Source organism: Metabacillus sp. KH_069 (assembly GCF_057838075.1).
The window spans coordinates 409,520-435,664 of sequence record NZ_CM174460.1; the positions used below are offsets into that span (position 1 = coordinate 409,520).

Here is a 26,145-nt window from a genome sequence, read left to right on the forward strand (position 1 = left end):
CGATTATATGACGACACCAGAAACTTGGAAAAAAGCAGACGATTATATTATTTCTAAACTTCATTCTGCTGATCCGGATATGTCCTACATCCTTAAGGCAAACGAAGATGCTGGGCTGCCTGAGATTGATGTGGCGCCTAACCAGGGCAAGCAGCTTTATTTGCTAGCGAAGATGAAGGGTGCGAATAGGATTCTTGAAATAGGAACGCTCGGCGGCTACAGCAGTATTTGGCTCGCGCGTGCGCTGCCTGAAGAAGGAAAGCTTATCACGCTTGAATATGAAAAGAAGCATGCGAATGTTGCCATGGAAAATATGAAAAAAGCCGGTCTTGATCAAAAAATTGAAATTATTGTTGGAGCAGCGCTTGATACGCTGCCGACACTTCAGGATCAGGAGCCGTTTGATTTTATCTTTATTGATGCCGATAAAGTAAATTATCCAGGCTATTTTGAATTGGCAATGAAGCTTTCTAAACCAGGAACCGTTATTTTGGGAGACAATGTGGTCCGCGGCGGAAAGGTTATCGATGAAAACAGCGGGGACGAGAGTGTGAACGGTGTCCGAACACTGATGGAATTGCTTTCAGAGGAGCCTGGAATTGAGGCGACGGCTATTCAGACGGTCGGAAGCAAAGGGTACGACGGATTTGTGCTTGGGATTGTCAAATAAAAAGGGTAAAGCTGCTGAACAATGGCAGCTTCTTTTTTTGTCAAAAGAATAAAAATAATTGGTTGTTTAGGTTCTTATTTAGCTTTTTCCAACAACCAAAATCATCCAAAAAGAATGTCTCTAGTAGCGAACTTCTTGATAATCCTGCTTGTTTTCTTCTTGGCACATATCTTGCATATTATTTGTTTGAATTTTCAAAAAAGATATTAGGAGGAATGAAATGAAACGAGTAAAGGATTTGCGAGTGGCCGGGAAGAAGCTATTGATTTGTGCTGCATTAATAGGAGGATTTACGGTTTCAGCACCGCAGGGTTCAGCGGACGCTGCTGCCTCACCGTATACTCTCTACACCACTGGAAGCACGGCGGATAAAGTAACAACTACTTCATTTGGTCAGGTTTACATGGGAGGAAGCACAGATGTCGACAAAGCATTTGAATGGATGATTCAAAAGGCAAACGGGGGAGATTTCCTTATTCTCCGAGCGACAGGTACTGACGGCTACAATCAGTATGTATATGATCTGGCTAAGTCCATTGGAAAGCCTCTTAACTCGGTTAATACTGTCGTGGTAGACAATTTAACACAGGCAGGCTCGGATTCCTCGCTCATCAACAGAATTAACAAAGCAGAAGCTATATTTTTCGCAGGTGGAAATCAGGCGGATTATGTGGAGTTCCTTGAAGGCTCTCAAGCTTTAACCGCCTTGAACAACCGAATTCAAACTGTTCCGTTTGGCGGCACGAGTGCTGGTGCCATGATACAGGGAGATCATATTTATGATGCAATCTCTGCAGGCTCAAGAACGCTTGACTCTGTTACTGCACTTACTAACCCTTACAGCTCTCTCATTTCCTTTACAGACTATCTGATTCAGACTCCGCACAATAACAACATCCAAACAGACACGCATTTTGAGCAAAGAGACCGTATGGGAAGATTGCTCACTTTCATGGCTCGCAACATACAGGACGGGGAAGAAACCGGTACATCTGCAAAAGGCATCGGTCTGAATGAAAAATCGGCGCTCCTAGTTGAAAAAGACGGAACAGCCAAAGTGGTTACTCAGCCTGGAGCAGTGAATGCGGCTGTCTACATGGCAAAATCCAATCAGGCGCCAACGCGATGTGTAAGCGGAAGCTCGCTTACATATAATAATATTTCCATTTACAAGCTGACGGATGGAAACACGTTCAATCTCTCAACATGGACGGGGGCAGGCGGCCTGTCTTATACGTTGAACGTCAATAACGGCACAATCAGTTCTTCAACCGGCAAGGTATACGGAAATACACCTTAATCGATCAGCAAAACAAAGAGTCAAAGTTTCTTTGGCTTTTTTGTTTTTTTCGGAGAAAAAATACAAAAAGAAACAGGAACTTGGTATCTTTAAAAAGAATTATTAAGAAACATATTAAATAGACAGGGAGACAGCATATGACTTACTACATTTTAAAAGAAGATAGTCCGTACAGCAAAAACATCGTCAATCAAAAACTCTATGAGTATAATTCCCTGCACTTTCCGGAGGATTTAAACGGCAGGTATGAGGAAGTTAACTTGTATCTCAAAGATGAAAATGATATGGTCCGCGGAGGGATTTTAGGGGAAATCTGCTGGAACTGGCTTGAGGTTCATACTCTGATGATTGATGAGGACCTGCGTCATTCAGGCCACGGATCAAAGCTTCTTGCAGAAGCCGAAAACCTGGCTAAACTTAAAAAATGCGACTTTGTAAAAGTCGACACCCTCAGCTTTCAGGCCGTGGATTTTTACAAAAAGCACGGGTACGAAGTGTACGGCACGCTTGATGGAGTTGGAAGAGACTTTAAGCACCACTATTTGAAAAAGGACCTGTAAAGGAGCGAAGTCTGTGGCGTATGAGCTGAAAACGAAAGAAACCGACAATAGCGTACTTGAGTTTATTGAGGCGGTTGATTCTGCTAAGAAGCGTGAGGATGCTTACGAGCTGCTGGACATTTTCACAGAAACGACAGGGTATGAGGCTAAAATGTGGGGACCAAGCATTATCGGCTTCGGTTCGTATCATTACAAATATGCGACAGGTCATGAAGGGGATGCACCGCTTGTCGGCTTTTCACCGCGCAAAGCAAAAATCAGCCTTTACTTTGCACCAGGTGAAACGAAACGCGATGAGCTTTTAAAGGAATTTGGCAAGCATACGACAGGTAAGGCTTGTGTCTACATAAATAAGATAGCTGATATTAATGTGGATGTACTGAGAAAGCTGATTCGGCAGTCCATCACTTTTTTAAAGGAAACGTATCCGGATCAGTAATCAGCAGTAGCGGGCCTTATTAAAAGGTCCGCTTTCTTTTACTTTCCGCTAAAAAGCCGAATGAAAAATAGATGGCTGATGCAATATGTTTCATAAAGGACATCACTCCATATCTATGGCATGATATAGATATATTCCCTGAATTTTGAAACTTTCCGCTTTGAACTTTCGTAGATAGTCATATAAGGAGCGGATGAAAATGAGTGCTGAAAAAAAGAATCAAACGGGTTTGGCCCTTGGCATTGCACTTGGTGCAGGTATTGGAATTGCGCTTGATAATATTGGAATGGGAATTGCCATCGGGATTGTTTTTGGAATCGCATTCGGGTCTTCAAAAAAATAAATCGCAGCGTGAAATTATATGAAGGCTTGAACCAGTTTAAGCTTAATTTTTTTGATGCAGATTGCCTCTTTTTAAGAGAAGCCAGTTGGAGGGACAGTAATGAAAGATAATACAAGAAAAGAAGTATGGAGCTGGATCAAATCAATCGTATTTGCAGTAGTGATTGCATTGATCTGCAGAGAATTTCTGTTTGCGCCTGTTGTGGTGGAAGGAAAGTCGATGCAGCCGACGTTTCAGGATCAAAACCGGCTGATTATCTCTAAGACAAGCGGCATTCAGCGTTTTGATATGGTCGTTTTTCACTCGCCAGAGCCAGGAAAGGATTATATCAAGCGTGTCATCGGACTTCCTGGTGACACAGTTGAAATGAGACAGGATACTTTGTACATTAACGGAAAGAAATACGATGAGCCTTATTTGGTTGCATCTAAAAAGAACCTCCCGTATAGTGAACAGCTGACGGAAGACTTTCAGGTTATCGTTCCCAAAGGCGCCTACTATGTGATGGGAGATAACCGACGCCAAAGCCGGGACAGCCGCGAGATAGGCCCAATTTCTGAAAAGGAAATGATTGGCGAAGTGAAACTGCGTTTTTTTCCGTTAGATGAAGCGGGTATTCCTGAATAGATCCGATCACCTCTATTGCATTAAGCAGTGGAGGTTTTCTTTTTGTAAAAATGACAATCCAAGGTTCTTTATTTACCTTTTGTTGTTAAAAATTAATGATTTTAGTTCATAAAAATCAGCCGATCATCTGTCCGATGCCTCTAAGAAAAACCATGGATTTCTTCTTTTTACTTATGCCTTCAGCCCATAAAGCCCTGATGAGGCTCGTCTGCAAAGTAAGCAGGCAGGCGAGGGTGAGCTGATAAAAGGAAAACCTGACTTAAAAAAGTCAGGTTTTTAATATGCTGTCAATGAAATGAAAGGCTTAGATTTTTTCTATATCAAGAACCATACTGCGTGTCAAAAGAAGGATTATCATTTATAGCGTTTACAGGAGGAAAGGAAAGGGAATTTTTGAGATATGATCTTATTTAGAAGGAGGCTCTTATGGATACTGAAGGTTCAAATCGCTATAAATATTTATCGCGGAATGTATGGTCCGGTCTTTTATTTGGTCTTGGTCTTGTCGCTTTTATTGATGAAACCATCTTTCATCAGCTTCTTCACTGGCATCATTTTTATGATAAATCGACAACGGATATTGGCTTGGTTTCGGATGGTCTGTTTCATGCGTTCAGCTGGCTGGCGACAATCGGAGGGTTATTTTTGTTTGCGGACCTCAGACGCCGGAATGGCTTCTGGCTAAAGAGATGGTTGGGCGGCGTCTTATTCGGAGCAGGAGCATTTCAAATGTATGATGGCACTGTTCAGCATAAGCTGATGGGGCTTCACCAGATTCGCTATGTGGACAATGTGTACATATATGATTGGATCTGGAATATCATTGCGGCCTTGATGCTGATTGCCGGCATCATTCTCATCATCCAGACAAAAAAGCGGAAGGCTGACTAGAATGCATCATTCCCATCATGCAATCGGAATCGGCCCTCAATTGCTTATGGCCCTGCCATATATCGTGGCTTTGGTTTTGTATGCCGCGGCTGTCTTGATCTCTAATCGCAGCCGCAGAAAGTGGCCTGTTTACCGAACTGTTTTCTGGTTTATTGGGATTTTTTGCGCAGTTGCTGCTGTGAGCGGGCCTCTAGCTAATCGTGCCCACATGGATTTCACCGCGCACATGCTCGGCCACTTGCTTCTCGGCATGCTGGCGCCGCTGCTTATGGCTCTTGCCGCACCGATGACACTCTTTTTACGAGCCTTAAAAGTGAATCAGGCAAGACGGCTTACGGGTTTGTTAAAAAGCGGTCCAGTCCGCATACTAAGTAACCCGGTTACGGCTGCTTTATTGAATGTGGGAGGTCTTTGGGTCCTTTATACAACGGATCTATACGCAGCCATGCATCAGAATATCCTGCTCCATGCCGTCATCCATTTTCATGTTTTTTTTGCAGGTTATTTATTTACAGTATCTATGATCTACATTGATCCGGCGCCTCATAGGACGAGCTTTGTTTATCGGGCGGTTGTCCTGGTGCTTGCTCTCGGAGGCCACGGAATCTTGTCTAAATACATCTATGCACATCCGCCTAATGGAGTGCCGGCAGATCAGGCTGAAGCTGGAGGAATGCTGATGTACTACGGCGGAGATATGATTGATATTGTGCTTATTTTTATCCTCTGCCTTCAATGGTACAGGGCAGCGCGTCCTCGTATCGGGGAGCTATCCTTAAATTAGAAATGAGGTAATCTGCATGACTTCCTTTTGGACGGAAGAAAACGTCAAATCGACTCTTCCTAAAAGAGAAACTTCAGGTCACAAGGGCACCTATGGAACGGGTCTTCTCTTAGCGGGAAGTGAGGACATGCCTGGGGCTGCGCTGCTTTCAGGTCTTGGTGCGATGCGCAGCGGGATCGGGAAGCTTGAGATTGGCACAGTTGAAGAAGTCATTCCGAATGTTGTCCCGATTTTGCCGGAAGCGACTTATTTAAAAAATGGATTGAAGAAGCTGGCTGATGATAAAGTTGATTTGTCTAAGTACAAAGCCATTGCAGCAGGACCTGGTATAGAGCCTGTTGAAGAAACGGAAAAGGCCATTAGGCAGCTGCTGAAACTGGATTGCCCTGTCGTGCTGGATGCTGGGGCGCTGTCTGATAGAACGTATAAGAAAAGAAAATCACCTGTTATTCTGACTCCGCATCCAGGAGAGTTTTCAAAAATCACAGGTGTTGATGTAAAAGAGCTGCAGCAAAACCGCCCGCACCTTGCCTCTGTTTGGGCGAAGAAGCTTGGTGTGACAATTGTTCTAAAAGGTAACGAAACGATTTGCGCTTTTCCGAATGGGGAAGTCTGGGCAAATCCGACAGGGAACAGCGCGCTTGCAAAAGGCGGCACAGGCGACACTTTAACAGGAATGATGCTTGGAATGCTGTGCTGCCATAAGGACTGGAAGCATGCCGTCTTAAATGCTGTTTACCTTCACGGAGCATGCGCAGATAAATGGTCTGAAGAGAGGTCGGCACATACGATGCTTGCCCATGAGTTAACGGAGCTGCTTCCTGAGGTTTGGAAGAGGTTTGAGTAATCCCGCAATAATAGAAAAGTTGATAAAGAGTGTCCCGTCATAAGAATGGGGACACTCTTTTTTGAATCCTTTCCATTTCCGGCCGAATCCTTTCTTTTTCACCAGATTTACTTGCCCTAATCAGCCCCTTACTTGCCGAAATGGCTAAAATACTTTCTTTTTTCCAAGCGTCTCCTAGCCCAGCACGGCCGTAATCTCTTAAAACCGAAATCCAAATATCCGCAAATATCCCGATTACAGCCGATTATTCCCGTTTAAAACGATTCGCTGATAGGTAACCCATCAATGATAACGCTTCCTTTCACTATCTCGGCCTATTCCTTATGAATGTCCTGTATTCCCTTGAATCTCTCTCTCAGCATGTTACGATAGTAACCGTTGAAAAAAACGAACGGACACGAACAGAGATTCTTGAGGGGGCTCATTATGTTAAAAGAAAAAACAGTTGCGTTTTTAGGTGCAGGTTCGATGGCAGAATCAATGATTTCAGGGATTGTACAAGTCGGAAGCATCCCTGCAGAAAATATTTATGTAACTAATAGAAGCAATCAATTGCGTCTTGAAGAAATGCATCATGTTTATGGGGTGAACGCGGTACAGCAGGATGCACTGCCATATGAAGAAATCGATTTGTTTATCCTGGCGATGAAGCCGCAGGGTGCAGCAGATGCACTTCGGGCACTGAAGGATAAAGTAAGAGCGGATCAGGTTGTGATTTCTGTTTTAGCTGGTATTTCTACAGAGTTTATGGAAGATCATTTAAACCTGAATCAGCAGGTTGTGCGCGTGATGCCGAATACGTCCAGCATGATCCAGGAATCCGCTACAGCGCTAAGCACTGGAAGACATACCGCTATGGATAACGTGCTTGCGGTCAAAGAACTGCTCAGCTGTATGGGAAAGGTTTTCTTAATAGAAGAAGAGCAGATGGATATTTTCACTGGGATTGCAGGAAGCGGTCCGGCTTACTTCTATTATTTAATGGAGCATATGGAGCAGGCGGGCGTTGAAAAAGGAATGGACGAAGAGATGGTCCGCGAGATTGTTGCTCAAACCATTCTTGGCGCAGCCAAAATGATTATGGCGAACGACGAAGCACCGGCAAGTTTAAGAAAAAAAGTCACTTCACCAAATGGAACGACAGCATCAGGACTTGAGGCATTGCGGAAAAATAATGGCGGAAAAGCCATTTCACAGGCGATTCATCATGCGGCAAAACGTTCGAAAGAGCTGAATGAAGAAATAGCAGGAGCATTGGTGACGTCTTAACCCGAATGTACTAGATAAGGTTAGACACATATTCTCAGGAGGGATAGGATGTTGAAGGAAGAGAAACAGATAAAAAGAGTTGTTATTAAGATCGGAAGCAGCTCGCTGACAAGTATGCATGGCGAGGTAAGCCGCAGAAAGCTTGAGAAGCTGGCAGATCAGATTGTCGAACTCAAGGATGCCGGCTATGAAACGGTTGTAGTTTCTTCAGGAGCCGTTGCAGCGGGCTACCGCAAGCTTGGATGCATTCAGCGGCCGTCAGCGCTGCCTGAAAAGCAGGCAGCCGCTTCCATCGGACAGGGTCTGTTAATGGAATCTTATTCAGAACTCTTTTTATCTCACGGATACGTCGCTTCACAGCTTTTGATTACAAGAAGCGATTTTTCCGATGAAACACGCTACGGCAATATGAAAAATACGATGAATGTGCTGCTTGAACGCGGCATTATTCCAATCGTTAATGAAAATGATACGGTAACAGTCGACCGTTTGAAGTTTGGAGATAATGATACGCTTTCTGCTAAGGTTGCCGCTTTAATTGGTGCAGATCTGCTGATTATTTTATCCGATATCGATGGTCTTTATAATGATAATCCAAACAGCAATCCGGATGCCAAACTCCTCGAAAAAGTGGATGCCATCACACCGGATATTGAAGCGGCAGCCGGCGGATCGGGAAGCGCAGTCGGAACAGGCGGCATGAAATCTAAAATCGCAGCCTTTAAGATTGCGATGGCATCAGGCATTCAATCTTTCTTAGGGAAATCAAGCACAAGAGATATCTTGATGGATGCTGTAAATGGAACAGCAAAAGGCACGTATTTTGAGCCGAAGCCGAATGCGTTCAATCTTGATAAGAAAAAACAATGGATCGCCTTCCATTCCGGTCCTGAAGGAAAGATTATGATTTCGAATAAAGCGAAAACAGCCATTATCGATAAACAGCGAAACATTTATCCGATCGATATACAGGAAGTGAACGGACGCTTTAATGATGGCGCGGTCGTGACAATCCTTGATGAAGACGGAGAAGAATTCGGTCTTGGAAGAATCAACTTTTCAACGGAAAATTTAAAAAGAGATAGTAAAAATGAAAGAACGGCAGTGATTGATCAGGAGACATTTGTTTGCTCTCTCGATTTTTCAATAAAGGTGCCAAGCTAAAAATGAACTGGAGGCGTTTTGATGAGTATTGCAGCTCTTAAACCAATGACGGTGGAAGAACAGGCAATCACAGCGAAAAAAGCACAGAAAGCATTAAGCTTGTTAACGACAGAGGAAAAAAATGAAGCTCTTCGAACTGTGGCAAATGAATTAGAAAAAGAATACCAAGTGATTTTGAATGCCAATAAAGAAGACTTGGATAAGGGAAGAGAAAAAGGGTTTGATGAGGCCTACATGGATCGTTTGGCTCTTAATCAAGATCGTATCGGCGATATTGCAGAGGGGCTGCGTCAGGTAGCTGATCTTCCTGATCCAACTTGGGATGTTTTATCAAACTGGACGCTTGAAAACGGCTTGAAGGTAGAAGAAGTCCGCGTTTCTCTCGGCGTCATCGGCATGATTTACGAGGCACGCCCAAATGTAACGGCAGATGCGGCAGGACTTGCGCTTAAATCAGGTAATGCGATTGTCCTGAAAGGCGGCTCGTCTGCTCTATCATCTAACCAAAAGATTGTGGAAGTGATGCACCGTGCACTTGAGAAAACGAAAATTCCGAAAGAAGCCGTTCAGTTTATCGCTTCAACGGATCGCGCGGCAACACAGCAGCTTTTCACAATGAAGGAGCATATTGACGTTCTGATTCCAAGAGGCGGCGCTTCATTAATCAAGGCGGTTGTTGAAAATGCAACAGTACCTGTTTTAGAGACTGGAGTAGGAAACTGCCATATTTATTTTGATAAAGAAGCTGACACGGATAAGGCGCTGAACATTCTAATCAATGCCAAAACAGACCGTCCGGCCGTATGCAATGCAGCGGAAACCCTGATCGTTCATCTTGACTGGCTGCATGAAAATAAAGAAGTCCTTGCAGAAGCGATGAAGAAGCATGGCATAACTGTTCATGGCGACAAAGAAGCAGCCGATGCTCTTCCGAATGTAATTGCAGCAAATGAAGATGACTGGGCGAATGAATATTTAAGCCTGGATCTTGCGATAAAAACAGTAATCAATCTTGATGAAGCTATTGATCATATCGATCAGTACGGCACGAAGCATTCAGAAGCAATCATCACAGAAAATGCGGAAACTGCTAAGCGCTTCATGCACTTAGTCGATGCCGCAGCGCTTTACCATAATGCTTCAACTAGATTTACAGATGGCAGCGCGCTTGGATTCGGCGCAGAAATCGGCATCTCCACTCAAAAACTCCATGCACGCGGGCCGATGGGCTTGCCGGCGCTGACAACGATAAAATATATGATGACGGGGAATGGACAAGTTAGGTGAATATAGAATAACACTAAAAAACGCCCGATTTATAATTGGGCGTTTTTACTTGCCGCTAACCGGTCTCTGCCGGGTTTTTGAGCAACATATGTTAAAATATGAAAAAGGATACCAATAGTTACTCAATATGGTATCCTTTTTCATTTCCACTTTGAATTTACCTCTAAATTACATTTATTTAGTTATTGCTCTCATCCGTATCATCATAATAAGTTCCTGCGCCCTGCTGTGCATTGAAGTTCCAGTTAACTTGAAGCTTGTCGCCCTGGAATTGATTTTGATCCTGTCCGTTGTCCACAAACTCAAACAGAACGAAGATTTTTTCTTTGCCGCCAGCAGGTATGCCGTCAGGTTTTGTTGTGCTGCCGACGAACGTATCAATTTGAGTTAAGTCTGGTGTCTGATTTTTAAGATCGGCAAGAGTTGTTTCCACGACTGCATTTGTTGCGCTGCTCGTGTTGTACATAATCGTAACTTTAATGTGTTTGGCGAGATCATCTGTGTTGTCGCCTTTCCAGTCCTCTACAGAATACTGAGTATTTAATAGGACTTTATGGATGTCTAATGTCCCATTGTTTTCAAGTGTGAATTCACGGTACACTTCATCTCCTGGTTTAATGTTGTTTACGTTGACGACAAGGTTCGGGTTCACCCCAAGATCCAATGTTCCTGCTGCAAAAGTATTTTTCGTTTCTACTGTGTCACTGAAGTACGCAAAGGTTCCTCCGCTGACTAAAGATAGTCCAAGTGCTGCCGTCATAACCCCGCTGCTTATTTTCTTAACAAAACTCATTTCTTCATCCCCTTTATTGTTATGTAAGCAAAATTTATTAAACTCATATGTATTGTGATACATAGGAGATCTAACCGGCTTTTGTCAGTTCCATTTCCTTTACTGCGGTGAAAATCGTGCGTAATGCAGAGAGTATCAGCAGGGCGCCTGGAACGATTAATAGAAGAGCTGATCCCGCTTTTGTGTTTGCATAATTCATGGCATATCCCGCAAAAGGAATTGTAAATCCGCTGTATTCCCCAATGATTTGTCCAGGCTGCACAGTCCACATATCAGGGCCGTTATTATTATCACCCTTTGTTTGATACGCAGCTTGCCCATTTTGATCGATAACTTTGATGACTCTGTGGGTAATCAGCTTCTCGTCCATTTGAAAGGTAATAATATCGCCTTTTTTATAAGTGGACGGATCTTTTCCAAGTTTGATGGAGATGACAGACCCTGTTTGGAACACAGGCTCCATCGATCCTGATAAGACAGCTTTCAATTGATGACCCATAACTGCGGGCTCTCCGCCGGTCAAGCGGGAAGAAAGAACGATGAACGCTAAAGAGCAGATGATCAGGATGAATAACCCGCTCAGACTATTTTTCACTAGTTTCATTATCACTTTCAGCTGCCTCCTTTTGGACGAATGCCTGATTTTCCATCTCTTTTATCTGTTTAACAAGAGAAGTTTGAAAATCTTCTATCCGCTGATAATCAATGAACTTTTCTGCTTCTTTTATCATTTTGCCGACGGCTTTTACCCCTTTTGCCACGTAGTCCAATGGTTTGCCGTTTTCTGAAGCGGACTGCTGCTGATAGGAGAGCAATTCTATATAGAGGCTGTCCAGTTCTTCCTGTCCGGCAGCTAGCTCCTCTTCAATGGCTTCAAGCTCGGTAAGCGTTCCGTGTAATTCTTCCAGAGTGCCGCCTTCTGACTGTTCAGGGATCCGATTGTATGATTGAATCATCTTCTCTCCTGTTTGCCGGGCTTGATTTTCCATTAACTGAACGCCCTCTGGAAAAAGAACGGCTGCTGAGAAGGTTAGCGGGGCGGGTGAAGTCTGGCTGCTGAAAACAGCTTCTGTTTCGCCGATTAGCTGTGTGCCTGCATAAAATCCGATACAGCACAGGCACGGCAGCGAAAGTAGTTTAGGCAGTATTCTTTTCATTTCCGAAACCTCCAGGACAAGCGTTGTGCATCTGCCTTAATTATTACTGAATGATCCGAAAATTGTTATGGGGTTATTTTTACAGGAAAAGAACATAGGATTTTGTCGTTTTTCATCATTTCTTGGGAAATAGCGCAAAAACAAGGTATGAAAATAACCCAATTGACTTAAGTGAGAATATTCCCAATAATTCAAATTGTTACAGCAGCACAATTCGAATAAGGGGTGAAAGATTTGAAAAGGAAAAACAAAGGGAAAAAAGCCGTGATACCAGCAGTATTAGCTTTATCCGTTGTGCTGGGCGGGATCGCACTGCCGACAGCAAATGCACACGCCGCTGAAACAACGGTTCTGTTTGAAGCGGAAGGGTTAAGTAAACAAGCGGTGGTCAAAGCATTTCTTCAGTCTAAAGTAGCGGATTCCGGGGCTCGTTCAGCAACAACATCCGGCGAGCAATTCAAGATTATCAGCGAAGAGGCAGATCCGGCGACAAATACATATCACGTGCGTACGGTTGAGCAATACAACGGCATTCCTATCTATGGATCTGGCCAAAGTGTTGCCCTTGATGCAGAAAACAACGTATATGCTTCGTTTGGAGATGTTACGCAAAAATTATCCCGTGCAATCATACCGACTGAGCCTGTCTTATCAAAAGAGGAAGCAGTGGAGATTGCTAAAGATGGCATCGTATCGGAAATAGGAGAAGTTAAGGGTTATGACGGCATTGATTCCGAATTAACGATCTACAAGCATGAAGGAAAATACTATTTAACGTACTTGGTCAAAGCTTCTACTTCCATCCCTGATCCTGGTTATTTCCATTACTTCGTTGATGCTTTAACTGGAGAGGTAGTGGAGAGCTTTAATGCTGTTCATGAAGCGGATTTGCCGTCTGTTTCTCCGGTGAATTCAAGAGGCTTGGATGTAACTGGTACGATGCAGTCGTTCATTGCTGTGAAGGATCTGGCAAGTGGGACAAGCTACTTGCATGGGGCTGCTGCTTCTGGAGGGAATGTGGTTGACGTTCACACTTTCAACGCGAAGAGAATGGGGGAAACTCCGTTTATACTCCTCTCTGCTCTTTTAGGATATACAGGCCAAGAGGTCACAACGAAGACCAGCTTCTTTGCAGATCCAGCGGCTGTATCTGCACATGTCAATTCGATTAAAGTAAATAATTACTATCAAACCATGCATAAGCGCAACAGCTTAGATGGCAATGGCATGAAGCTTGTCAGCACTGTTCATATTGGGGAGAAATGGAACAATGCTGCTTGGAACGGAAAGCAAATGCTTTACGGAGACGGTGACGGCGTTCAGTTCAGCTCGCTTGCAGGAGGACTTGATGTGGCAGGGCATGAAATGACACATGGTGTGATATCTAATACAGCCAACATGACGTATCAGGATGAATCCGGCGCCATCAATGAATCAATTGCAGATATTTTCGGGGCATTGGCAGAAATGCATGCAAGTGGTTCCGCAAGCGCACCTGAATGGGAGATGGGTGAGGATATCTTCACACCAAATAAACCTGGTGACGGTGGCCTGCGCTCACTAAGCGATCCTACGAAAACAAAGCTGAGCACAGCCTATCTGCCTTCAGGTCATTATCCTGATCATTACAATGACCGCTACTTAGGCACTTTAGACAAAGGCGGAGTCCATATTAACAGCAGCATCAACAACAAAGCAGCCTACCTCATCTCTGAAGGCGGCGAGCACTACGGAATTACTGTAACAGGCATCACTCGCCAAAAAACAGAAAAAATCTACTACCGTGCTTTAACGAAATATCTCACTCCATCATCAGGCTTTAAAGAAATGCGCCAGGCTGCGATTCAGTCAGCAAGAGATCTTTATCCAGACCGCAGTGGCCAGCCATCTGCTGAAACAAAAGCTGTCATTGCAGCGTATGATTCTGTTGGAGTTCCGGCTGAATAATCTCTGAAAAAACCATGGACTTCTGTCTATGGTTTTTCTTTGAATAAATTCTGGCAATTTCATAGTGTGATGGTCACGTTCAGAAGTTTTCAAAGATGTGTCTAAATCCTCATCCCTCAAGCAGGAAAAACGTCGTAAAATGGTTACATTTATATAGATATTTTTTACAGATGGGGATAGGGAGAGATGTTCATGCTAGAAGGAGAAATTATTAAATTTTACCGAAAAAGAGCAGGACTCACACAAGAACAATTGGGTAAAGATATCTGCACTGCTACACATGTAAGTAAAATTGAGAGGGGGCATACTCAGTATTCAGAGGAAATCATTGACTTATTTTCTGCCCGCTTACATATTGATATTAAAAAAGAAATCGAAAACCTCCAAAATATAGAGAAAAAGCTCCACCAATGGCATTCGTCCATCATTATGCTGAGAAAGAAAGAAGCGGACAAAATCAAAACAGAACTCGAACGGCTGCCCTTTATCAGCTCCTCAAATCATGGCATCTTCTATCAATTGCTGCTTGCAAGATATTACATTTTGAACAAAGAAGGGGAAAAAGCATGTACCATCGTTCAGCATATTCACAAGGAAAATCCCCAGTCTTCACCCTACGAGAGAAATCTTCTTCAGCACGTGATTGGGCTGTGCTATCTGGAAAAGTACAACAATTTCAGCAGTGAAAACCGGAATAAAGCAATCGAAGCGATGAAGGCCATCTCCCCCGAGGAATATCCAAACCGAGAATACCACTATCATTTGGCAGTCGCGTATCACTGGGTTGAATCTAAAACGATGGCGTACGTGCATGCTGAAAAAGCCCTTCATTTTTTTAAAGAAACAAATAATTTTTTCCGTGCAATTCAATCTGAAGCTGTTATGCTTTTGCAAAAAGAAAGTGCGACCAAAACTGAATTAGATCTTAAAATAGCTCGCTATTATCAATTAATTGAGGATTGCGATGCGATTTCAGCTGATGAAATCAAAGCGATGCTGCTCCATAATGCCGGACTTGAATGCTTTAAAAGAAAAGAATATGCTTCTGCGCATCCATTTTATAAAAGTGCTCTTAAAATGGCGGATAAAAACAAGGTTATCTATCTGAACCGGCTCTACAATTATGCAGACAACTGCATGGAAGGCAAGCTCATTCCTCAAAAATCTTTGCTTAAAATGGCTGAAGACGGGCTTGACTCAGCGAAGAAAATGAACAGCATCCTGTATAAAATTCTCTTTACGCTCCTTAGCTACAAGATAAAGAATGCGTTTGAAGAGTATTATTTATATATTGAAGAGAGCGGTCTGCCTTTTTTTAAAACGAACAATCAAAAAACAATGATTGATAAATTCGGAAAACAGCTTTATACCCATTACACAGAAACAGAACAGTATGAAAAAGCAGTCCGGATTGCGGATGGCTTTATTCAGCAGCAGTAAAAGTGAGGTGCCCGCGCAGCTCCTTTTTTTCATTTCTAAAATATTGCGCCCTTATACAAAATTTCATGTCTGAAGAATGATGAAAAGTCACGCTAAACTAAGTGTAGGTTCATCATTTTTTAGGGGAGGGAAAAGAATTTGAAAAAAGGAATGGCGATCATGATGTGTGGTCTTCTCATGCTTTCAGGCAGCATTTATGCTCAGGCAGGAGGAACGGAAGAGAAAAAAGGAGAAGCGATGAAGAAAAAACGGTGGTCTCTTGTGTGGTCAGATGAATTCAGCGGAACCGAGATTGACAGAAGCAAATGGAACTTTGACTTGGGCAACTGGATTGTTGATGCTGACGGGAATGGAATTGCATCAGGCTGGGGAAATAACGAGAAGGAATTTTATACGGACTCAATAGAAAACGCTTACACAAAAGATGGAAAGTTGATTATTAAAGCAAAGAAGGAACAAACATCCGATCAATTTGGCACGTATGACTATACGTCGGCTAAGGTGAAAACAAAGGGACAGTTCAGCCACAAATACGGACGCTATGAAATCAAGGCGAAGCTTCCTACTGGAAAGGGACTATGGCCGGCGATCTGGATGCTTCCCGAAGAAGATAAGTATGGTTCATGGGCTGCTTCTGGAGAAATTGACATTATGGAGTCCTGGGGAAGCAAACCTAACCTTGTAGCCGGAACCATTCATTATGGGGAAGGATGGCCGAACAACAAATACACGGGAAAGGAATATCATTTTAAAGATAACAGCACAGTCACCGACTGGCATACGTACGCCCTTGAATGGGAGCCTGGCGAGCTTCGGTGGTATGTCGACGGTGAGCTTTATCAAACTCAAAACAAGTGGTACTCAAAAGGAAAAGACAATGCGGCGAATTATGCCTATCCGGCACCTTTTGACCAGAATTTCTATTTAATCATGAATCTTGCAGTCGGAGGATGGTTTGACGGAGATCCGGATGCGTCAACAACTTTTCCTCAGCAAATGGAAGTCGATTATGTCCGCGTGTTTGACTTGAAAAATGGAGACTATGCCGACCCTGTTGAGCCTAAGGTTGAACCTGTCGAGCTGCCGGCTGATGCGAAGCAGCCATTAGCAGACGGAAACTTCATTTACGATTCAGCTTACGAACAGCCAATTACAGACATTGCTGCAGGAGAAGTTCCTTTGAACAAGGAATATTGGAACTTCGTTCATCTCCCGGACTTTGGAGGAGCAGGGGCGGTTTCGGTTGAACAGCTTTCAGGTATGAATTTTGCGAAAACCTCGATTTCTAATCCGGGAAGTCAGCTGTACTCGCTTCAGATGATTCAAAACCTTTCTCTTGGACAAGGTGGGAAATATAAAGTCAGCTTTGATGCAAAATCAACTGCTCCCCGCAGCTTGATGGTAAAAGCTGGTGCGGGTCCTGACAGAGGCTGGGTCAAATACTCGAATGAAGAGTCCTTCAACCTGTCTGATCAGCTTCAGTCCTATGAATTTACGTTTGACATGCTGAATGAAACAGACATTGAGGCACGGCTCGAATTTAACTTAGGCAGAAATGGGACAAATCCTGTGTGGATCGGAAATGTCAGAGTGGAGGATGTAACCGGTGAGGCACAGGATGAGAACGCCTCAAAGCAGCCGCTTCCAGACGGCAACTATATCTACAACGGAACATTTGATCAGGGACGCATGGACCGGATGATTTTCTGGAATGTAAAAACAGATGCTGCTAAAGCAGAAGCAAGCGTTGACGAGAGCTCAAGAGAACTGAAAGTGGACATTAAAAAATCGGGCAAGAGATCTGAGTCTGTTCAGGTTTTACAAAAAGGGGTTCAATTGATCAAGGGAAATGAATATAAGGCGATTTTTAAAGCACGGGCAACGAAACCAAGAGACATTCAACTGGATGTCCGGAGCAAAGACGGCACTGTCAGTTATTCAGAACCTAAAATCGTTAAGCTTTCCTCAAAAATGGAAGAAAAAACGGTTGAGTTTACGATGACGGATGAGCTCAGCGATCTCGAAGGCCAGCTGATTTTCAACTTGGGAGGAGCTAAAGGAGATGTCTCCCTTGACGACATTGTCCTCCTTAAAACGACAGATAAAATCGACTATGGAAATATCGATTTGTTTCCATTGAAAAATGGAGATTTCAGTAACGGCTTAACCTCATGGGGTTCCTATATTCACTACGATGCAGCGGCTATGATTGCTGCTGACAGCGGAAAAGCTGAGATTGCCATTACAAATGAAGGCAATGAACCGTGGAGCGTCATCTTGCAGCAGGAAAATATGAAGCTTGCTAAAGGGGCAGTTTACGAAGTATCCTTTGACGCACGTTCGACTAAGCCGCGCGAGGCAGAGCTTACGGTTGAAAATGTGCAATATACAAGGTTTCTAAGTGAAAAGCTTTCCTTAACCGATGAAATGCAGACATATTCTTTCGAATTCACGATGCCATCGGATGACATTGCCGCGATGAAGTTTTTGTTAGGAAAAACGGCAGGTTCTCCACTTGGAGCTCATGCAATAGAAATTGATAATGTGGTACTAAAAGTTAAGCAATAAATAATGAAGCAGAATCTCAGGTGGTGAGATTCTGCTTTTTAAAATTTAATGAAAATGGAAATTTTTATAAAAACAGGTTTATCTCTATATGAGCGTGTGGTAATAGATAATTGGGATATTTTTCTTCTTATTCATCATTACTAAGTCCTAATGATTTCTCGGTAAGGACTATTATCTGTCTAATACCAGTACTTTTCTCGCATGAATGCCTGAACAATCAGCCTTAGAAAATGTTACTGGAGACTTATGGAAATTGGAAATTGAATCTAGTAACATTTTCTTATATGTGCAAAAAAGGAATCATTATGTAGAAATATGAAGGATATACATAGAAAAACGCAAGAAATGAAGAGGTGAAACTATGAATTCCGAACACGTCAGAGCCCTTGCAAGGGTGTTTCAGGAAGCTTCAGATTCCGTGAAAGACCAGGAAGCAAAATTGCTTCAAGACATTAACAATCATGCAGCTACATGGAGCGGTAAAAGCAGAAACAAATTTGATTCGGCCATGGATGAAGCCCAGATCCTGTTCCAACGACACTCCGACAACCTCTACGACATCAGCCGCGAGCTCGAAGCCGCCGCCGACTCAGTTGACCGGGTGAGGGAAGAGATTGAAAGACAAGAGGAATTAGAGCGGCTTGAGAGAATTCTCCGTTTGAAGAAATTAGATGTGCAGTAGGAAGGTCGGGGTACAGCATGAACCATCGTTATGACCATGACCCGAACTTTAATCGGAAAAAGAAAAAGAAAGAGGTAGACGAACGCCAAGGAATGAATGACGGCTGTGTTCCTGGATGCGTGGACTTTTTTATAATTCCCATACAGCTTGGCATTGTTGCCTATCAGTTGATTCAAATTGTTTAAATAAATTTCAGTATTGAGGTGCAGAATGAGCAATTATGATAAGAACAAGAAAAGAAGTAAAGAAGAAGCTGATGATGCTGCAAGGGGCGGCTGTATGTTGCCGGGATGTATAGATTTTTTTATTATTCCTTTGCAAGTAGGTATCTTGGGGTACCAATTTATCAATATGATTTAAACTGAAATTTTCACTCAAGAAATGAGGTTGAAAAACTAATGAGCGGTAAAATATCCGTCGATCCGAATAGTCTAGATGAACTCGCCAACCAATTCGTTTCTAAATTAAATGACATCGAGGAAGAATCTAAGCGTCTGCATCTTGAACTTGCAAATTTGATTATGAGTGCTCCCCCGGAATACAGTCATTGCTTTTATTCTATCGGAGATTCATGGGGAACAGGTCATGCTCTGGCAAATAGATTAAGTGAGTTGGAACAGGATGTCAGAATGACTGCCAACAAGTTTGCTGAAAGAGATGATCTGCTTGGGCGACTTTTTAATATACATGAAAAATACGGCACAATGGTTGCTATGGGTGGTTTGGTATCCAGACAGCTTGCTTATTATGGTTTGGGTTTCACTCAATTTGCTAAAAACGCAGATGAGATCTATTCATTCCGTCATATGAGTGCACTCAGTAAATTTTCAGAAGTCGTAGATGGCTCAAAGTATAAAAGAGCGGCTAAAGGAATAGTCAGCTTGACCTTTCTTTCAGGAAAATATAAAGATACTCCATTTGCAGATCTTGTACATAAAAAGTATTCAAAATATTTACCCGGTGATGTTGTGGACTTTACCTCAAGCACAAGGGGAGTATGGGGTGGAATGATTAAAAATAATGTAACATCGACTATGTGGAAAGATCTTGGGAAGAATGCATTGAAATTTGGTAAAACCAATGCTGCTAGCGCATTAGTTGTAACAGGTGCTATGGAAACTGTTGGAATGGGGCTTAAGATATCTGAGAATTATGCTAAGTATGGAGACATGCCTGATGTTCTTAAACGGGAAAATGCTAAAGCGGTAGGTAAAGCTGTTAATAATACAGTTGCAATTTCTGCGGGATCAATAGGCGGTGCTGTAATTGGCGGAGCGATTGGAAGTGCTATAGGTCCAGTGGGAACAGTGGTAGGAGCTGCAGCAGGCTCCTTTGTGGGCGGATTAGTTGGAGAACAATTCGGGAAATTCACGGCAGGTTTTGCTGAGAAAGCAGCGATTGCTCTTGAAACACCAATTCAAGGTACTATAGATTTTGTCAGAGGCGGTTTTGAACAAGCTGGAAAAGCAGTTGAAGGATTTAATAAAGTAAAAGATGCAGCTAATGAACAAATAAAAGAAGCTATTGTTGATCCTATTGGTAAAGTTAAGGATATTGGTGAAGGACTATCTAAGGCAAAAGATACGGCAGATTCGCTGATTGACGGAGCCAAAGGTTTAATTGGCAAAAAAATTTCTTGGTAAAAAAATATCATTCTCATAAGGAGGAATTATGGAAACGATCAAATTAAGTATTGAAGAATTAATTTTCTCATTTTATAGCGAGGGTTTTTTTGAACAAGGAATGTCAATCAAAGAGATGTATTTTCCTGAAATGAAAGATGAAGAACTTAAAATTTTGCTGGAATTTGCATCTCGTTCGCTTTTAGCAAAAGATTTGGTGAAAGAAGTAAATAATCGATATAAAGTTAAGGAAGATTATATTAGCTTTATAAAAATAATGAATCATGCAGAAAGAACTGTCAAAGCATCTAAGTTCAGTACAGACTTAAAAAATGAAGAAACTATTTCAGTTCATATGAGTGGGGATGAAGTTTATCTTCATAAACTTTTATATGATAATCAGATCCATCAAATTAGTAAGATTTCCAGCAAAGAAGACACAATGGATATAGTTAAAGAGTTCTTCAGTTTTAAAGATTTAACAATGGATCATAATGAAATTCTTTTCTCGATGAAGAGGACAGAGTTCGAGGAACTTTTAGAATCAGTTAGCCAAGGATTACCTTCTCAGTCTTTAATTGAAGGTTTCACTCGAAATGAAATTATTAAAGAATTAATAAATGATTTAATCTATAGAAAAGCAAGGATGGATAGCTTGCTTTACATGGAGTACGACGAGGAAAATACCCCTGATCTATTAGACGTATGTTTTGTAATTCCAGGTAAAGTTCAATCATGGTTAGTAACAAGAAATCAAAATGATGAATACTACTTTGAAAAATGTAATGAAAACACATTAAGTCAATTTATTTTTAAAAATAAAGTTATAACCCTTTAAAGGAGCTGAAAAACTTGTTCAATGCACCTGGAGATACCAGCATTATAAAAGTTAGAGGTCCACTATTAATGTATATATGGATGGGACTTTTTGTTTTCGGCGGTTTATTAGCTTGCTATATTTTAATCACCTATGGATTGAAGTTTGAATCAGATTATTCCTTAATATATTTGGGAGGCGGCCTAATTTTATCTCCTTTTTTTATTTACGAAGCACTTTGGGCAATTCCAGGATTTGTTCCAGGGAAGGTTTTATTTAGAATACATCAGGGAGAGAATGGCAGCATCGTCTCTAAGAATAATGCTGTTCAGTTCAAAAATATCAGAAATATTGATTTTAAGAGAAACCCTTTAAATTTATTTAATGAGGTTTTCGTAAAGACATACGATAATAGGACAGTTAAGTTCAAAACATATAACTTACTCCATGAGGTAAACTTTTACGATGTTGTGGATGAACATATCTTTCCGCATATGACAGAGGAAGCAAAAATAGTTTGGAATAGAAAAATCACAGATGATCAATTCCTTAAAAGTATGAATTATGAGAGAAAAAATCATAATGTGGAATAAGCATCGTTATTGAAACCTTTGATCGAAAAGTATATAAAATACCTACTTACGATTTGGTTGATGAAGTCGATTATGCTGTCATTGTAGATAAATATATTTTTCCCATATGAATAGTGAGGCAAAGGCGGTATGGGACCGCAAATTAAACCTAGAAAAGTTATATAAGGAAGTACAGTATGTGAGAGAAACCGGTATTAAGGGGTAATGAGTGTGTATCAATTGTCTTTTAGAAAAATAATAATAAACAAAATAATCGGCCAGTATAACAGCTGGCCAATTATTTAATAATGAGAGCCAATTAAGAACTTAATTCTTCATAATAGAACAAAGAGGAGAGGTTCTTAGCTGGAACTTCCTTCATTACATAGAAATATCACTTTACTTAGCAAGGAGAGTGATTCTTTTTGTTAAACCTGCAAAAAGAAAACAACAGCGTCAAAATAAAAGGCTCCAAGTTTATGTATGTGTGGATGCTTCTTGCTACCTTTGGAGGGCTTGCAGCTTGTTTCTTTCTCATCATAAATGGTTTTAAATTCGATTCAAAGTACTCGTTTTTTTACCTTGGAGGAGGCTTTTTGCTTTTTCCAATCTTTCTATATCTTACACTGTGGTCACTTCCGGGGTTTGTGCCGGGAAAAACGCTGCTTGTTCTGACAGAAGGCTCAAGCGGCTTCATTATGGCCAAGAAAAACAAAATTCTCTTTTCAAATATACGGAGCATCCGTTTTGAAAGAAATCCGCTTAACCTGATAAATGATATCGTCATCGAAACGTTTCAGGATGAGGTAAGCAAAATCCGGACTTACAACTTAATTGACGACACAGACTTTGCCATTTTGGTAGATCAATTGATTTACCCGAATATGAGAGAAGATGCAAAGGAAGTATGGGACCGTCACGTGAACTTAAGTGAATTGTTTGAAGATGCAAGATATGAGCGAAAGACAGACGTTTAGTCTTTATCAGAATGAGGGGCTGTCCGATAAGTCCCTAAAATGAAGCAGGCAGGAAAAACGAATGTTTTTTCTTCCTGCTTTTTTCTGTAAGCTCTTTTCGTAAACTTTGTAGTGGAGCGGAAAGGAACGGACAACATTTATAATCGAAAACTACAATTTTTATGATAACAGACTTTCTGGACACCCCGTATTCCAACCGAATACGGGTTTTTTTCACCCCCATAACGAAGAAAAATCCCCTCTGGATCACTTTGTAATCACCTTGTAACAAAATTGACTTTTTTGTCTTAAATCTCTTTAAAATCTTCTGAAAATGGCGTCAGTTCAGCATTTTTTGAAGACATTTTCGAAATGTGGACAGCAAATAATAGAAAATGATGGAAAGCAATTTCATCTATTATCCAACTCATGTTTTAACCCGTGTTTTAAAAGGTATATCCCAAGTAACAAAGCGATTAGGGGCTTGCCCAAATTTACATCGTCAATGAAAGGAGCTAATAAAGAAATGAGTATTCAAAAAAGTAATGACAGTTCGAGTTTAGCGGAAGTTATTGACCGGATTCTTGATAAAGGAATTGTAATTGATGCATTTGCCAGAGTGTCGCTTGTAGGAATTGAAATTTTAACGATTGAAGCACGGGTTGTGATTGCCAGCGTCGACACATGGCTGCGATATGCAGAGGCTGTCGGTTTGCTGCGTGATGAGGTGCAGGAGGAAGGTCTTGCAAATCGTCAAAAGAATGAACGGGACACACAATCAGCTTTTAACTTTTAAATAATTGAATCACTACTATATATAGAAATGGGGACAAATCATGGCGAGCAAAGATAAGAAAGAAAAAATGGAAAATCAGGAAGAATCGAATCAGCAGGAAGAACAGAATCAAGATGAGAAGCAGCACAACTCCTTAAATTATGCCATTTTAGGCGGAGTCGTTGGAGCCGGTATCGGATTGCTTTCAAGTCCTGAGACAAGCAAAAAAGTGTTTAACAGTCTTGGTCAATCAGAAGTAGTAAGAGTTGCAGGCAAGGAATTAAGAAGAACGGCACAGGAAATCATTACTGAGCAGGCAATGGTTGCACTCAGACAGACAGCAACAGGCTATCTTGATAAAGGAAACTTAAGCAGCCTGCTTGCTCCGAAAAAGAAAAAAGAAGCTGCTCCGGAAAATGAAAAAAGTGAAGAAAAGGAATTAGACTCTTCACAGTATGATGAGCTGAAAGAAGAAAACAAAAACATGAATGACCAGCTTCAGCGGATTGAAGAAATGCTGAATCAGCTGATTGAAGCAAAGAAATAAATTGATCTGCCCTGGAAGGGGTGATTAGATGGATAAAATGAAAAAAGCCGCTTTAAAAGCCGGTAAAGAAATCATAAAACATACGCCTGAACCTATTAAAGAAAAGGTTGAGGATAAGGTGAAAGAAAAGGCGAAGGAAAAATTCGTCGAGAAAACAGAAGAAAAGCTGCAGGAAAAAGTCAATACAGCTGCTGAAAAGCTCGGCCATGCTAAAGACGAGAACGCAGATAAAGTCCATGGCAAAGCGGAAGAAGCAAAAGAGAAAGTGCAGGATGTCCTGCTGTCTGTAAGAGACAAGCTTGGCAATGTGAAAGAAGCAGGAGAAGATTTTCAAGAGAAGATTTCTTCTAAAGACGATAAGAAAAAAGTTAAAGGCTATAAAGGCATCAAAGGCGTCAATCAGATTAAAAGCTCCACAGATATAAAAAGCTCTACGAAGATCAAAAGTTCCAATAACATTAAATCTTCAACAGATATTAAAACCATTGGATCTTAACTGAGAGGAGAAAAAAGAAATGTCGATTCAAAAGAGCAACAACAGTTCGAGTTTAGCAGAGGTTATTGACCGGATTTTAGATAAAGGGATCGTAATTGACGCATTTGCAAGAGTCTCAGTTGTAGGAATTGAGATTTTAACGATTGAAGCGCGTGTCGTTATTGCCAGTGTTGATACATGGTTGCGTTATGCAGAAGCGGTAGGTCTTCTTCGTGATGAAGTAGAAGAAAAAGGCCTCCCTGCTCAATCGAATGAAAGAAGTTCACAGTTTAGTATTTAAGTAAAACAAATGGCATGGAGCCGTTCTTATAATGGCTCCTGCTTCTTAACTTGAAACGGCTGAAGGAACAATCGGAGGCGACACTATATGGCTATAAAAGATATTTTAAAAAACGTAAACGACTTTTTCAGCGAACATGTAGCACCGCCGCATAAAATCACTTCTGTTGAAGCGATGGAAGAGGGCTGGAGAGTTACGGTTGAAGTAATCGAAGAAAAAGAATATATGAAGAAATACGCAAAAGATGAAATGCTCGGAACCTATGATTGTCAGTTAAATAAAGACGAAGAAGTGATTTCGTTTAAGCGTCTGGACATTCGGTACCGAAGCGCAATCGGCGTGGAACAGTAAGGGATGAGCGGGCAGGAGGCAAGAAAAGATGACAGTCTTAAAAGAAAAAGTAAAAAAAGATGCAAGAGCATTGATACAGGACGATGAGACGAAGGATATTCTCAAACGTTCGCTGCAATACTTGAAATCCGGATATTCTGTTCATTTTACAGGCCCCTCAGGTGCAGGAAAAACCTCCCTTGCGCTTGCTCTTGCCAAAAAAAGAAAACGGCCGGTCATGCTCATGCACGGAAATCACGAATTAAATAACAAAGATTTAATCGGAGATTTTACAGGGTATACGAGTAAAAAGGTCGTCGATCAGTATGTCAGATCTGTTTATAAAAAAGATGAAAGTGTCAGTGAAATGTGGAAAGACGGACGGCTGCTTGAAGCAGTTAAAAACGGATATACGCTAATTTATGATGAGTTCACCAGATCACGCCCTACTACTAATAATATTTTCTTATCGATTTTAGAAGAAGGTGTTCTCCCATTATACGGCTCTAAATTAACTGACCCATTTGTCCGGGTTCATCCCGATTTCGCTGTTATTTTCACCAGCAATCCTGCTGAATATGCAGGTGTTTACGATACGCAGGATGCCCTGCTTGATCGCTTGATCACAATGTTCATCGATTATAAGGATGTTGAACGCGAGACGATGATCGTAGCTGAAAAAACAGATGTAGAAGAAAACGAAGCAAGAGCGATTACAACTCTCGTTACGAATTTGCGGGAAGCCTGCTCAAACGATAAGAATAATGGTCCTAGTTTAAGAGCTTCGATTATGATTGCGAAGCTTGCATCAGAACAGGATATTCCAATAGATGGCGAAGACGAGGATTTTCAAAGCTTATGCATCGATATTTTGTGTCATCCAATCAGCAGATGTCTTGATTCGGATAAAGCCAAAGCAGATGCAGAGAAATTAATTATAGATGAATGCAGCAAAATGGACGTCTTGGATTAGAGGAGTGTT

At 41.6% G+C, this 26,145-nt stretch carries 33 protein-coding genes; 29 read left to right on the plus strand and 4 right to left on the minus strand.

Annotated features, from left to right (window positions below):
- The first annotated feature begins 7 nt into the window (after positions 1-7).
- The 12 genes from AC3ISE_RS02155 to AC3ISE_RS02210 all read left to right on the plus strand — a co-directional run bounded on the left by AC3ISE_RS02155 (position 8) and on the right by AC3ISE_RS02210 (position 10,181).
- Complete coding sequence (locus AC3ISE_RS02155) at positions 8-670, plus strand: O-methyltransferase (protein ID WP_489222866.1); 663 nt, start codon at positions 8-10, stop codon at positions 668-670.
- A 220-nt stretch (positions 671-890) separates the two neighbouring features.
- Positions 891-1,970 carry a cyanophycinase gene (locus AC3ISE_RS02160; RefSeq protein ID WP_489222867.1) on the plus strand — a complete coding sequence of 360 codons (1,080 nt, stop codon included), beginning with the start codon at positions 891-893 and terminating at the stop codon, positions 1,968-1,970.
- A 137-nt stretch (positions 1,971-2,107) separates the two neighbouring features.
- Positions 2,108-2,530, plus strand: coding sequence for a GNAT family N-acetyltransferase (locus tag AC3ISE_RS02165; RefSeq protein WP_489222868.1), 423 nt, complete (start codon positions 2,108-2,110; stop codon positions 2,528-2,530).
- 13 nt (positions 2,531-2,543) lie between these two features.
- Positions 2,544-2,969 carry a DUF1801 domain-containing protein gene (locus tag AC3ISE_RS02170; RefSeq protein ID WP_489222869.1) on the plus strand — a complete coding sequence of 142 codons (426 nt, stop codon included), beginning with the start codon at positions 2,544-2,546 and terminating at the stop codon, positions 2,967-2,969.
- 199 nt (positions 2,970-3,168) lie between these two features.
- Positions 3,169-3,312, plus strand: coding sequence for a glycine zipper domain-containing protein (locus AC3ISE_RS02175; protein ID WP_489222870.1), 144 nt, complete (start codon positions 3,169-3,171; stop codon positions 3,310-3,312).
- 99 nt (positions 3,313-3,411) lie between these two features.
- Complete coding sequence (gene lepB, locus AC3ISE_RS02180) at positions 3,412-3,939, plus strand: signal peptidase I (protein ID WP_489222871.1); 528 nt, start codon at positions 3,412-3,414, stop codon at positions 3,937-3,939.
- A gap of 426 nt (positions 3,940-4,365) precedes the next feature.
- Positions 4,366-4,830, plus strand: a complete 465-nt coding sequence (locus AC3ISE_RS02185; protein WP_489222872.1) for a DUF2243 domain-containing protein — start codon at positions 4,366-4,368, stop codon at positions 4,828-4,830.
- A gap of 1 nt (position 4,831) precedes the next feature.
- Positions 4,832-5,614: a cytochrome c oxidase assembly protein gene (locus AC3ISE_RS02190; protein WP_489222873.1), complete on the plus strand. Its 783-nt coding sequence runs from the start codon at positions 4,832-4,834 to the stop codon at positions 5,612-5,614.
- A 16-nt stretch (positions 5,615-5,630) separates the two neighbouring features.
- Positions 5,631-6,461, plus strand: coding sequence for an NAD(P)H-hydrate dehydratase (locus tag AC3ISE_RS02195; protein WP_489222874.1), 831 nt, complete (start codon positions 5,631-5,633; stop codon positions 6,459-6,461).
- A gap of 426 nt (positions 6,462-6,887) precedes the next feature.
- Positions 6,888-7,730 carry a pyrroline-5-carboxylate reductase gene (proC, locus tag AC3ISE_RS02200; RefSeq protein WP_489222875.1) on the plus strand — a complete coding sequence of 281 codons (843 nt, stop codon included), beginning with the start codon at positions 6,888-6,890 and terminating at the stop codon, positions 7,728-7,730.
- A gap of 48 nt (positions 7,731-7,778) precedes the next feature.
- Positions 7,779-8,894, plus strand: coding sequence for a glutamate 5-kinase (gene proB / locus AC3ISE_RS02205; protein ID WP_489222876.1), 1,116 nt, complete (start codon positions 7,779-7,781; stop codon positions 8,892-8,894).
- An 18-nt stretch (positions 8,895-8,912) separates the two neighbouring features.
- Positions 8,913-10,181 carry a glutamate-5-semialdehyde dehydrogenase gene (locus tag AC3ISE_RS02210; RefSeq protein ID WP_489222877.1) on the plus strand — a complete coding sequence of 423 codons (1,269 nt, stop codon included), beginning with the start codon at positions 8,913-8,915 and terminating at the stop codon, positions 10,179-10,181.
- Between the two features lie 178 nt (positions 10,182-10,359).
- On the opposite strand, the gene AC3ISE_RS02215 is transcribed toward AC3ISE_RS02210, so the two are convergent.
- From AC3ISE_RS02215 to AC3ISE_RS02225, 3 genes are all read right to left on the minus strand, one after another.
- Positions 10,360-10,974, minus strand: coding sequence for a TasA family protein (locus AC3ISE_RS02215; protein ID WP_489222878.1), 615 nt, complete (start codon positions 10,972-10,974; stop codon positions 10,360-10,362).
- Between the two features lie 70 nt (positions 10,975-11,044).
- Positions 11,045-11,590, minus strand: coding sequence for a signal peptidase I SipW (gene sipW, locus AC3ISE_RS02220; protein WP_489224239.1), 546 nt, complete (start codon positions 11,588-11,590; stop codon positions 11,045-11,047).
- Positions 11,559-12,131, minus strand: coding sequence for a hypothetical protein (locus AC3ISE_RS02225; RefSeq protein ID WP_489222879.1), 573 nt, complete (start codon positions 12,129-12,131; stop codon positions 11,559-11,561). The genes sipW and AC3ISE_RS02225 overlap by 32 nt, the downstream gene beginning before the upstream one ends.
- 234 nt (positions 12,132-12,365) lie before the next feature.
- Here AC3ISE_RS02225 and AC3ISE_RS02230 point away from each other — a divergent pair, with 234 nt between their 5' ends.
- The 11 genes from AC3ISE_RS02230 (at position 12,366) to AC3ISE_RS02280 (ending at position 22,756) form a co-directional block, all read left to right on the plus strand.
- Positions 12,366-14,078, plus strand: coding sequence for a M4 family metallopeptidase (locus AC3ISE_RS02230; RefSeq protein ID WP_489222880.1), 1,713 nt, complete (start codon positions 12,366-12,368; stop codon positions 14,076-14,078).
- A 192-nt stretch (positions 14,079-14,270) separates the two neighbouring features.
- On the plus strand, positions 14,271-15,518 hold the full coding sequence (locus AC3ISE_RS02235; protein WP_489222881.1) for a helix-turn-helix domain-containing protein: 1,248 nt from the start codon (positions 14,271-14,273) through the stop codon (positions 15,516-15,518).
- Positions 15,519-15,656: 138 nt separating this feature from the next.
- Complete coding sequence (locus AC3ISE_RS02240; protein WP_489222882.1) at positions 15,657-18,086, plus strand: carbohydrate binding domain-containing protein; 2,430 nt, start codon at positions 15,657-15,659, stop codon at positions 18,084-18,086.
- 361 nt (positions 18,087-18,447) lie between these two features.
- Positions 18,448-18,768 carry a WXG100 family type VII secretion target gene (locus AC3ISE_RS02245; RefSeq protein WP_489222883.1) on the plus strand — a complete coding sequence of 107 codons (321 nt, stop codon included), beginning with the start codon at positions 18,448-18,450 and terminating at the stop codon, positions 18,766-18,768.
- A 17-nt stretch (positions 18,769-18,785) separates the two neighbouring features.
- Positions 18,786-18,953, plus strand: coding sequence for a hypothetical protein (locus tag AC3ISE_RS02250; protein ID WP_489222884.1), 168 nt, complete (start codon positions 18,786-18,788; stop codon positions 18,951-18,953).
- A 25-nt stretch (positions 18,954-18,978) separates the two neighbouring features.
- A complete protein-coding gene (locus tag AC3ISE_RS02255) occupies positions 18,979-19,128 on the plus strand; it encodes a hypothetical protein (protein WP_223439330.1) in 150 nt (49 codons plus the stop codon).
- Positions 19,129-19,166: 38 nt separating this feature from the next.
- Complete coding sequence (locus AC3ISE_RS02260) at positions 19,167-20,411, plus strand: glycine zipper domain-containing protein (protein ID WP_489222885.1); 1,245 nt, start codon at positions 19,167-19,169, stop codon at positions 20,409-20,411.
- A 28-nt stretch (positions 20,412-20,439) separates the two neighbouring features.
- Positions 20,440-21,228 (plus strand): hypothetical protein, encoded by a 789-nt coding sequence (locus AC3ISE_RS02265; protein WP_489222886.1) that lies wholly within the window; start codon positions 20,440-20,442, stop codon positions 21,226-21,228.
- 14 nt (positions 21,229-21,242) lie between these two features.
- Positions 21,243-21,800 (plus strand): DUF5381 family protein, encoded by a 558-nt coding sequence (locus tag AC3ISE_RS02270; protein WP_489222887.1) that lies wholly within the window; start codon positions 21,243-21,245, stop codon positions 21,798-21,800.
- An 8-nt stretch (positions 21,801-21,808) separates the two neighbouring features.
- Positions 21,809-21,910: a DUF5381 family protein gene (locus AC3ISE_RS02275; protein WP_489224240.1), complete on the plus strand. Its 102-nt coding sequence runs from the start codon at positions 21,809-21,811 to the stop codon at positions 21,908-21,910.
- A gap of 294 nt (positions 21,911-22,204) precedes the next feature.
- Entirely contained in the window at positions 22,205-22,756 is a 552-nt protein-coding gene (locus AC3ISE_RS02280) for a DUF5381 family protein (RefSeq protein ID WP_489222888.1), read from the plus strand.
- A gap of 287 nt (positions 22,757-23,043) precedes the next feature.
- On the opposite strand, the gene AC3ISE_RS02285 is transcribed toward AC3ISE_RS02280, so the two are convergent.
- Entirely contained in the window at positions 23,044-23,166 is a 123-nt protein-coding gene (locus tag AC3ISE_RS02285) for a hypothetical protein (RefSeq protein ID WP_489222889.1), read from the minus strand.
- Positions 23,167-23,261: 95 nt separating this feature from the next.
- Between AC3ISE_RS02285 and gvpA the strand changes: the two genes are divergently transcribed.
- The 6 genes from gvpA (at position 23,262) to gvpN (ending at position 26,136) form a co-directional block, all read left to right on the plus strand.
- Entirely contained in the window at positions 23,262-23,531 is a 270-nt protein-coding gene (gene gvpA / locus AC3ISE_RS02290; protein ID WP_154318992.1) for a gas vesicle structural protein GvpA, read from the plus strand.
- Between the two features lie 40 nt (positions 23,532-23,571).
- The gene (gvpT, locus tag AC3ISE_RS02295) at positions 23,572-24,057 is read left to right on the plus strand and encodes a GvpT/GvpP family gas vesicle accessory protein (RefSeq protein ID WP_224771432.1); all 486 of its coding nucleotides are present in this window, start codon (positions 23,572-23,574) and stop codon (positions 24,055-24,057) included.
- A 28-nt stretch (positions 24,058-24,085) separates the two neighbouring features.
- A complete protein-coding gene (gene gvpQ, locus AC3ISE_RS02300) occupies positions 24,086-24,553 on the plus strand; it encodes a gas vesicle protein GvpQ (protein ID WP_489222890.1) in 468 nt (155 codons plus the stop codon).
- Positions 24,554-24,572: 19 nt separating this feature from the next.
- On the plus strand, positions 24,573-24,833 hold the full coding sequence (gene gvpJ / locus AC3ISE_RS02305; protein WP_070879559.1) for a gas vesicle protein GvpJ: 261 nt from the start codon (positions 24,573-24,575) through the stop codon (positions 24,831-24,833).
- A gap of 87 nt (positions 24,834-24,920) precedes the next feature.
- Positions 24,921-25,184, plus strand: a complete 264-nt coding sequence (gvpO, locus tag AC3ISE_RS02310; protein ID WP_309193706.1) for a gas vesicle protein GvpO — start codon at positions 24,921-24,923, stop codon at positions 25,182-25,184.
- Positions 25,185-25,212: 28 nt separating this feature from the next.
- Positions 25,213-26,136, plus strand: coding sequence for a gas vesicle protein GvpN (gene gvpN, locus AC3ISE_RS02315; protein WP_489222891.1), 924 nt, complete (start codon positions 25,213-25,215; stop codon positions 26,134-26,136).
- Positions 26,137-26,145: the final 9 nt, after the last annotated feature.

Bases quoted from the DNA above. Each gene is read 5' to 3' on its own strand.
- AC3ISE_RS02245 (WP_489222883.1), top strand. From the start codon at position 18,448: ATGAATTCCGAACACGTCAGAGCCCTTGCAAGGGTGTTTCAGGAAGCT.
- AC3ISE_RS02265 (WP_489222886.1), top strand. From the start codon at position 20,440: ATGGAAACGATCAAATTAAGTATTGAAGAATTAATTTTCTCATTTTAT.
- gvpO (WP_309193706.1), top strand. From the start codon at position 24,921: ATGGCTATAAAAGATATTTTAAAAAACGTAAACGACTTTTTCAGCGAA.
- AC3ISE_RS02190 (WP_489222873.1), top strand. From the start codon at position 4,832: ATGCATCATTCCCATCATGCAATCGGAATCGGCCCTCAATTGCTTATG.
- gvpJ (WP_070879559.1), top strand. From the start codon at position 24,573: ATGTCGATTCAAAAGAGCAACAACAGTTCGAGTTTAGCAGAGGTTATT.
- gvpA (WP_154318992.1), top strand. From the start codon at position 23,262: ATGAGTATTCAAAAAAGTAATGACAGTTCGAGTTTAGCGGAAGTTATT.
- proC (WP_489222875.1), top strand. From the start codon at position 6,888: ATGTTAAAAGAAAAAACAGTTGCGTTTTTAGGTGCAGGTTCGATGGCA.
- AC3ISE_RS02185 (WP_489222872.1), top strand. From the start codon at position 4,366: ATGGATACTGAAGGTTCAAATCGCTATAAATATTTATCGCGGAATGTA.
- AC3ISE_RS02175 (WP_489222870.1), top strand. From the start codon at position 3,169: ATGAGTGCTGAAAAAAAGAATCAAACGGGTTTGGCCCTTGGCATTGCA.
- AC3ISE_RS02260 (WP_489222885.1), top strand. From the start codon at position 19,167: ATGAGCGGTAAAATATCCGTCGATCCGAATAGTCTAGATGAACTCGCC.
- gvpT (WP_224771432.1), top strand. From the start codon at position 23,572: ATGGCGAGCAAAGATAAGAAAGAAAAAATGGAAAATCAGGAAGAATCG.
- AC3ISE_RS02250 (WP_489222884.1), top strand. From the start codon at position 18,786: ATGAACCATCGTTATGACCATGACCCGAACTTTAATCGGAAAAAGAAA.
- AC3ISE_RS02165 (WP_489222868.1), top strand. From the start codon at position 2,108: ATGACTTACTACATTTTAAAAGAAGATAGTCCGTACAGCAAAAACATC.
- AC3ISE_RS02160 (WP_489222867.1), top strand. From the start codon at position 891: ATGAAACGAGTAAAGGATTTGCGAGTGGCCGGGAAGAAGCTATTGATT.
- AC3ISE_RS02195 (WP_489222874.1), top strand. From the start codon at position 5,631: ATGACTTCCTTTTGGACGGAAGAAAACGTCAAATCGACTCTTCCTAAA.
- AC3ISE_RS02285 (WP_489222889.1), bottom strand. From the start codon at position 23,166: ATGAGTTGGATAATAGATGAAATTGCTTTCCATCATTTTCTATTATTT.
- AC3ISE_RS02215 (WP_489222878.1), bottom strand. From the start codon at position 10,974: ATGAGTTTTGTTAAGAAAATAAGCAGCGGGGTTATGACGGCAGCACTT.
- AC3ISE_RS02255 (WP_223439330.1), top strand. From the start codon at position 18,979: ATGAGCAATTATGATAAGAACAAGAAAAGAAGTAAAGAAGAAGCTGAT.
- AC3ISE_RS02235 (WP_489222881.1), top strand. From the start codon at position 14,271: ATGCTAGAAGGAGAAATTATTAAATTTTACCGAAAAAGAGCAGGACTC.
- gvpQ (WP_489222890.1), top strand. From the start codon at position 24,086: ATGGATAAAATGAAAAAAGCCGCTTTAAAAGCCGGTAAAGAAATCATA.
- lepB (WP_489222871.1), top strand. From the start codon at position 3,412: ATGAAAGATAATACAAGAAAAGAAGTATGGAGCTGGATCAAATCAATC.
- AC3ISE_RS02155 (WP_489222866.1), top strand. From the start codon at position 8: ATGACGACACCAGAAACTTGGAAAAAAGCAGACGATTATATTATTTCT.
- AC3ISE_RS02225 (WP_489222879.1), bottom strand. From the start codon at position 12,131: ATGAAAAGAATACTGCCTAAACTACTTTCGCTGCCGTGCCTGTGCTGT.
- gvpN (WP_489222891.1), top strand. From the start codon at position 25,213: ATGACAGTCTTAAAAGAAAAAGTAAAAAAAGATGCAAGAGCATTGATA.
- proB (WP_489222876.1), top strand. From the start codon at position 7,779: ATGTTGAAGGAAGAGAAACAGATAAAAAGAGTTGTTATTAAGATCGGA.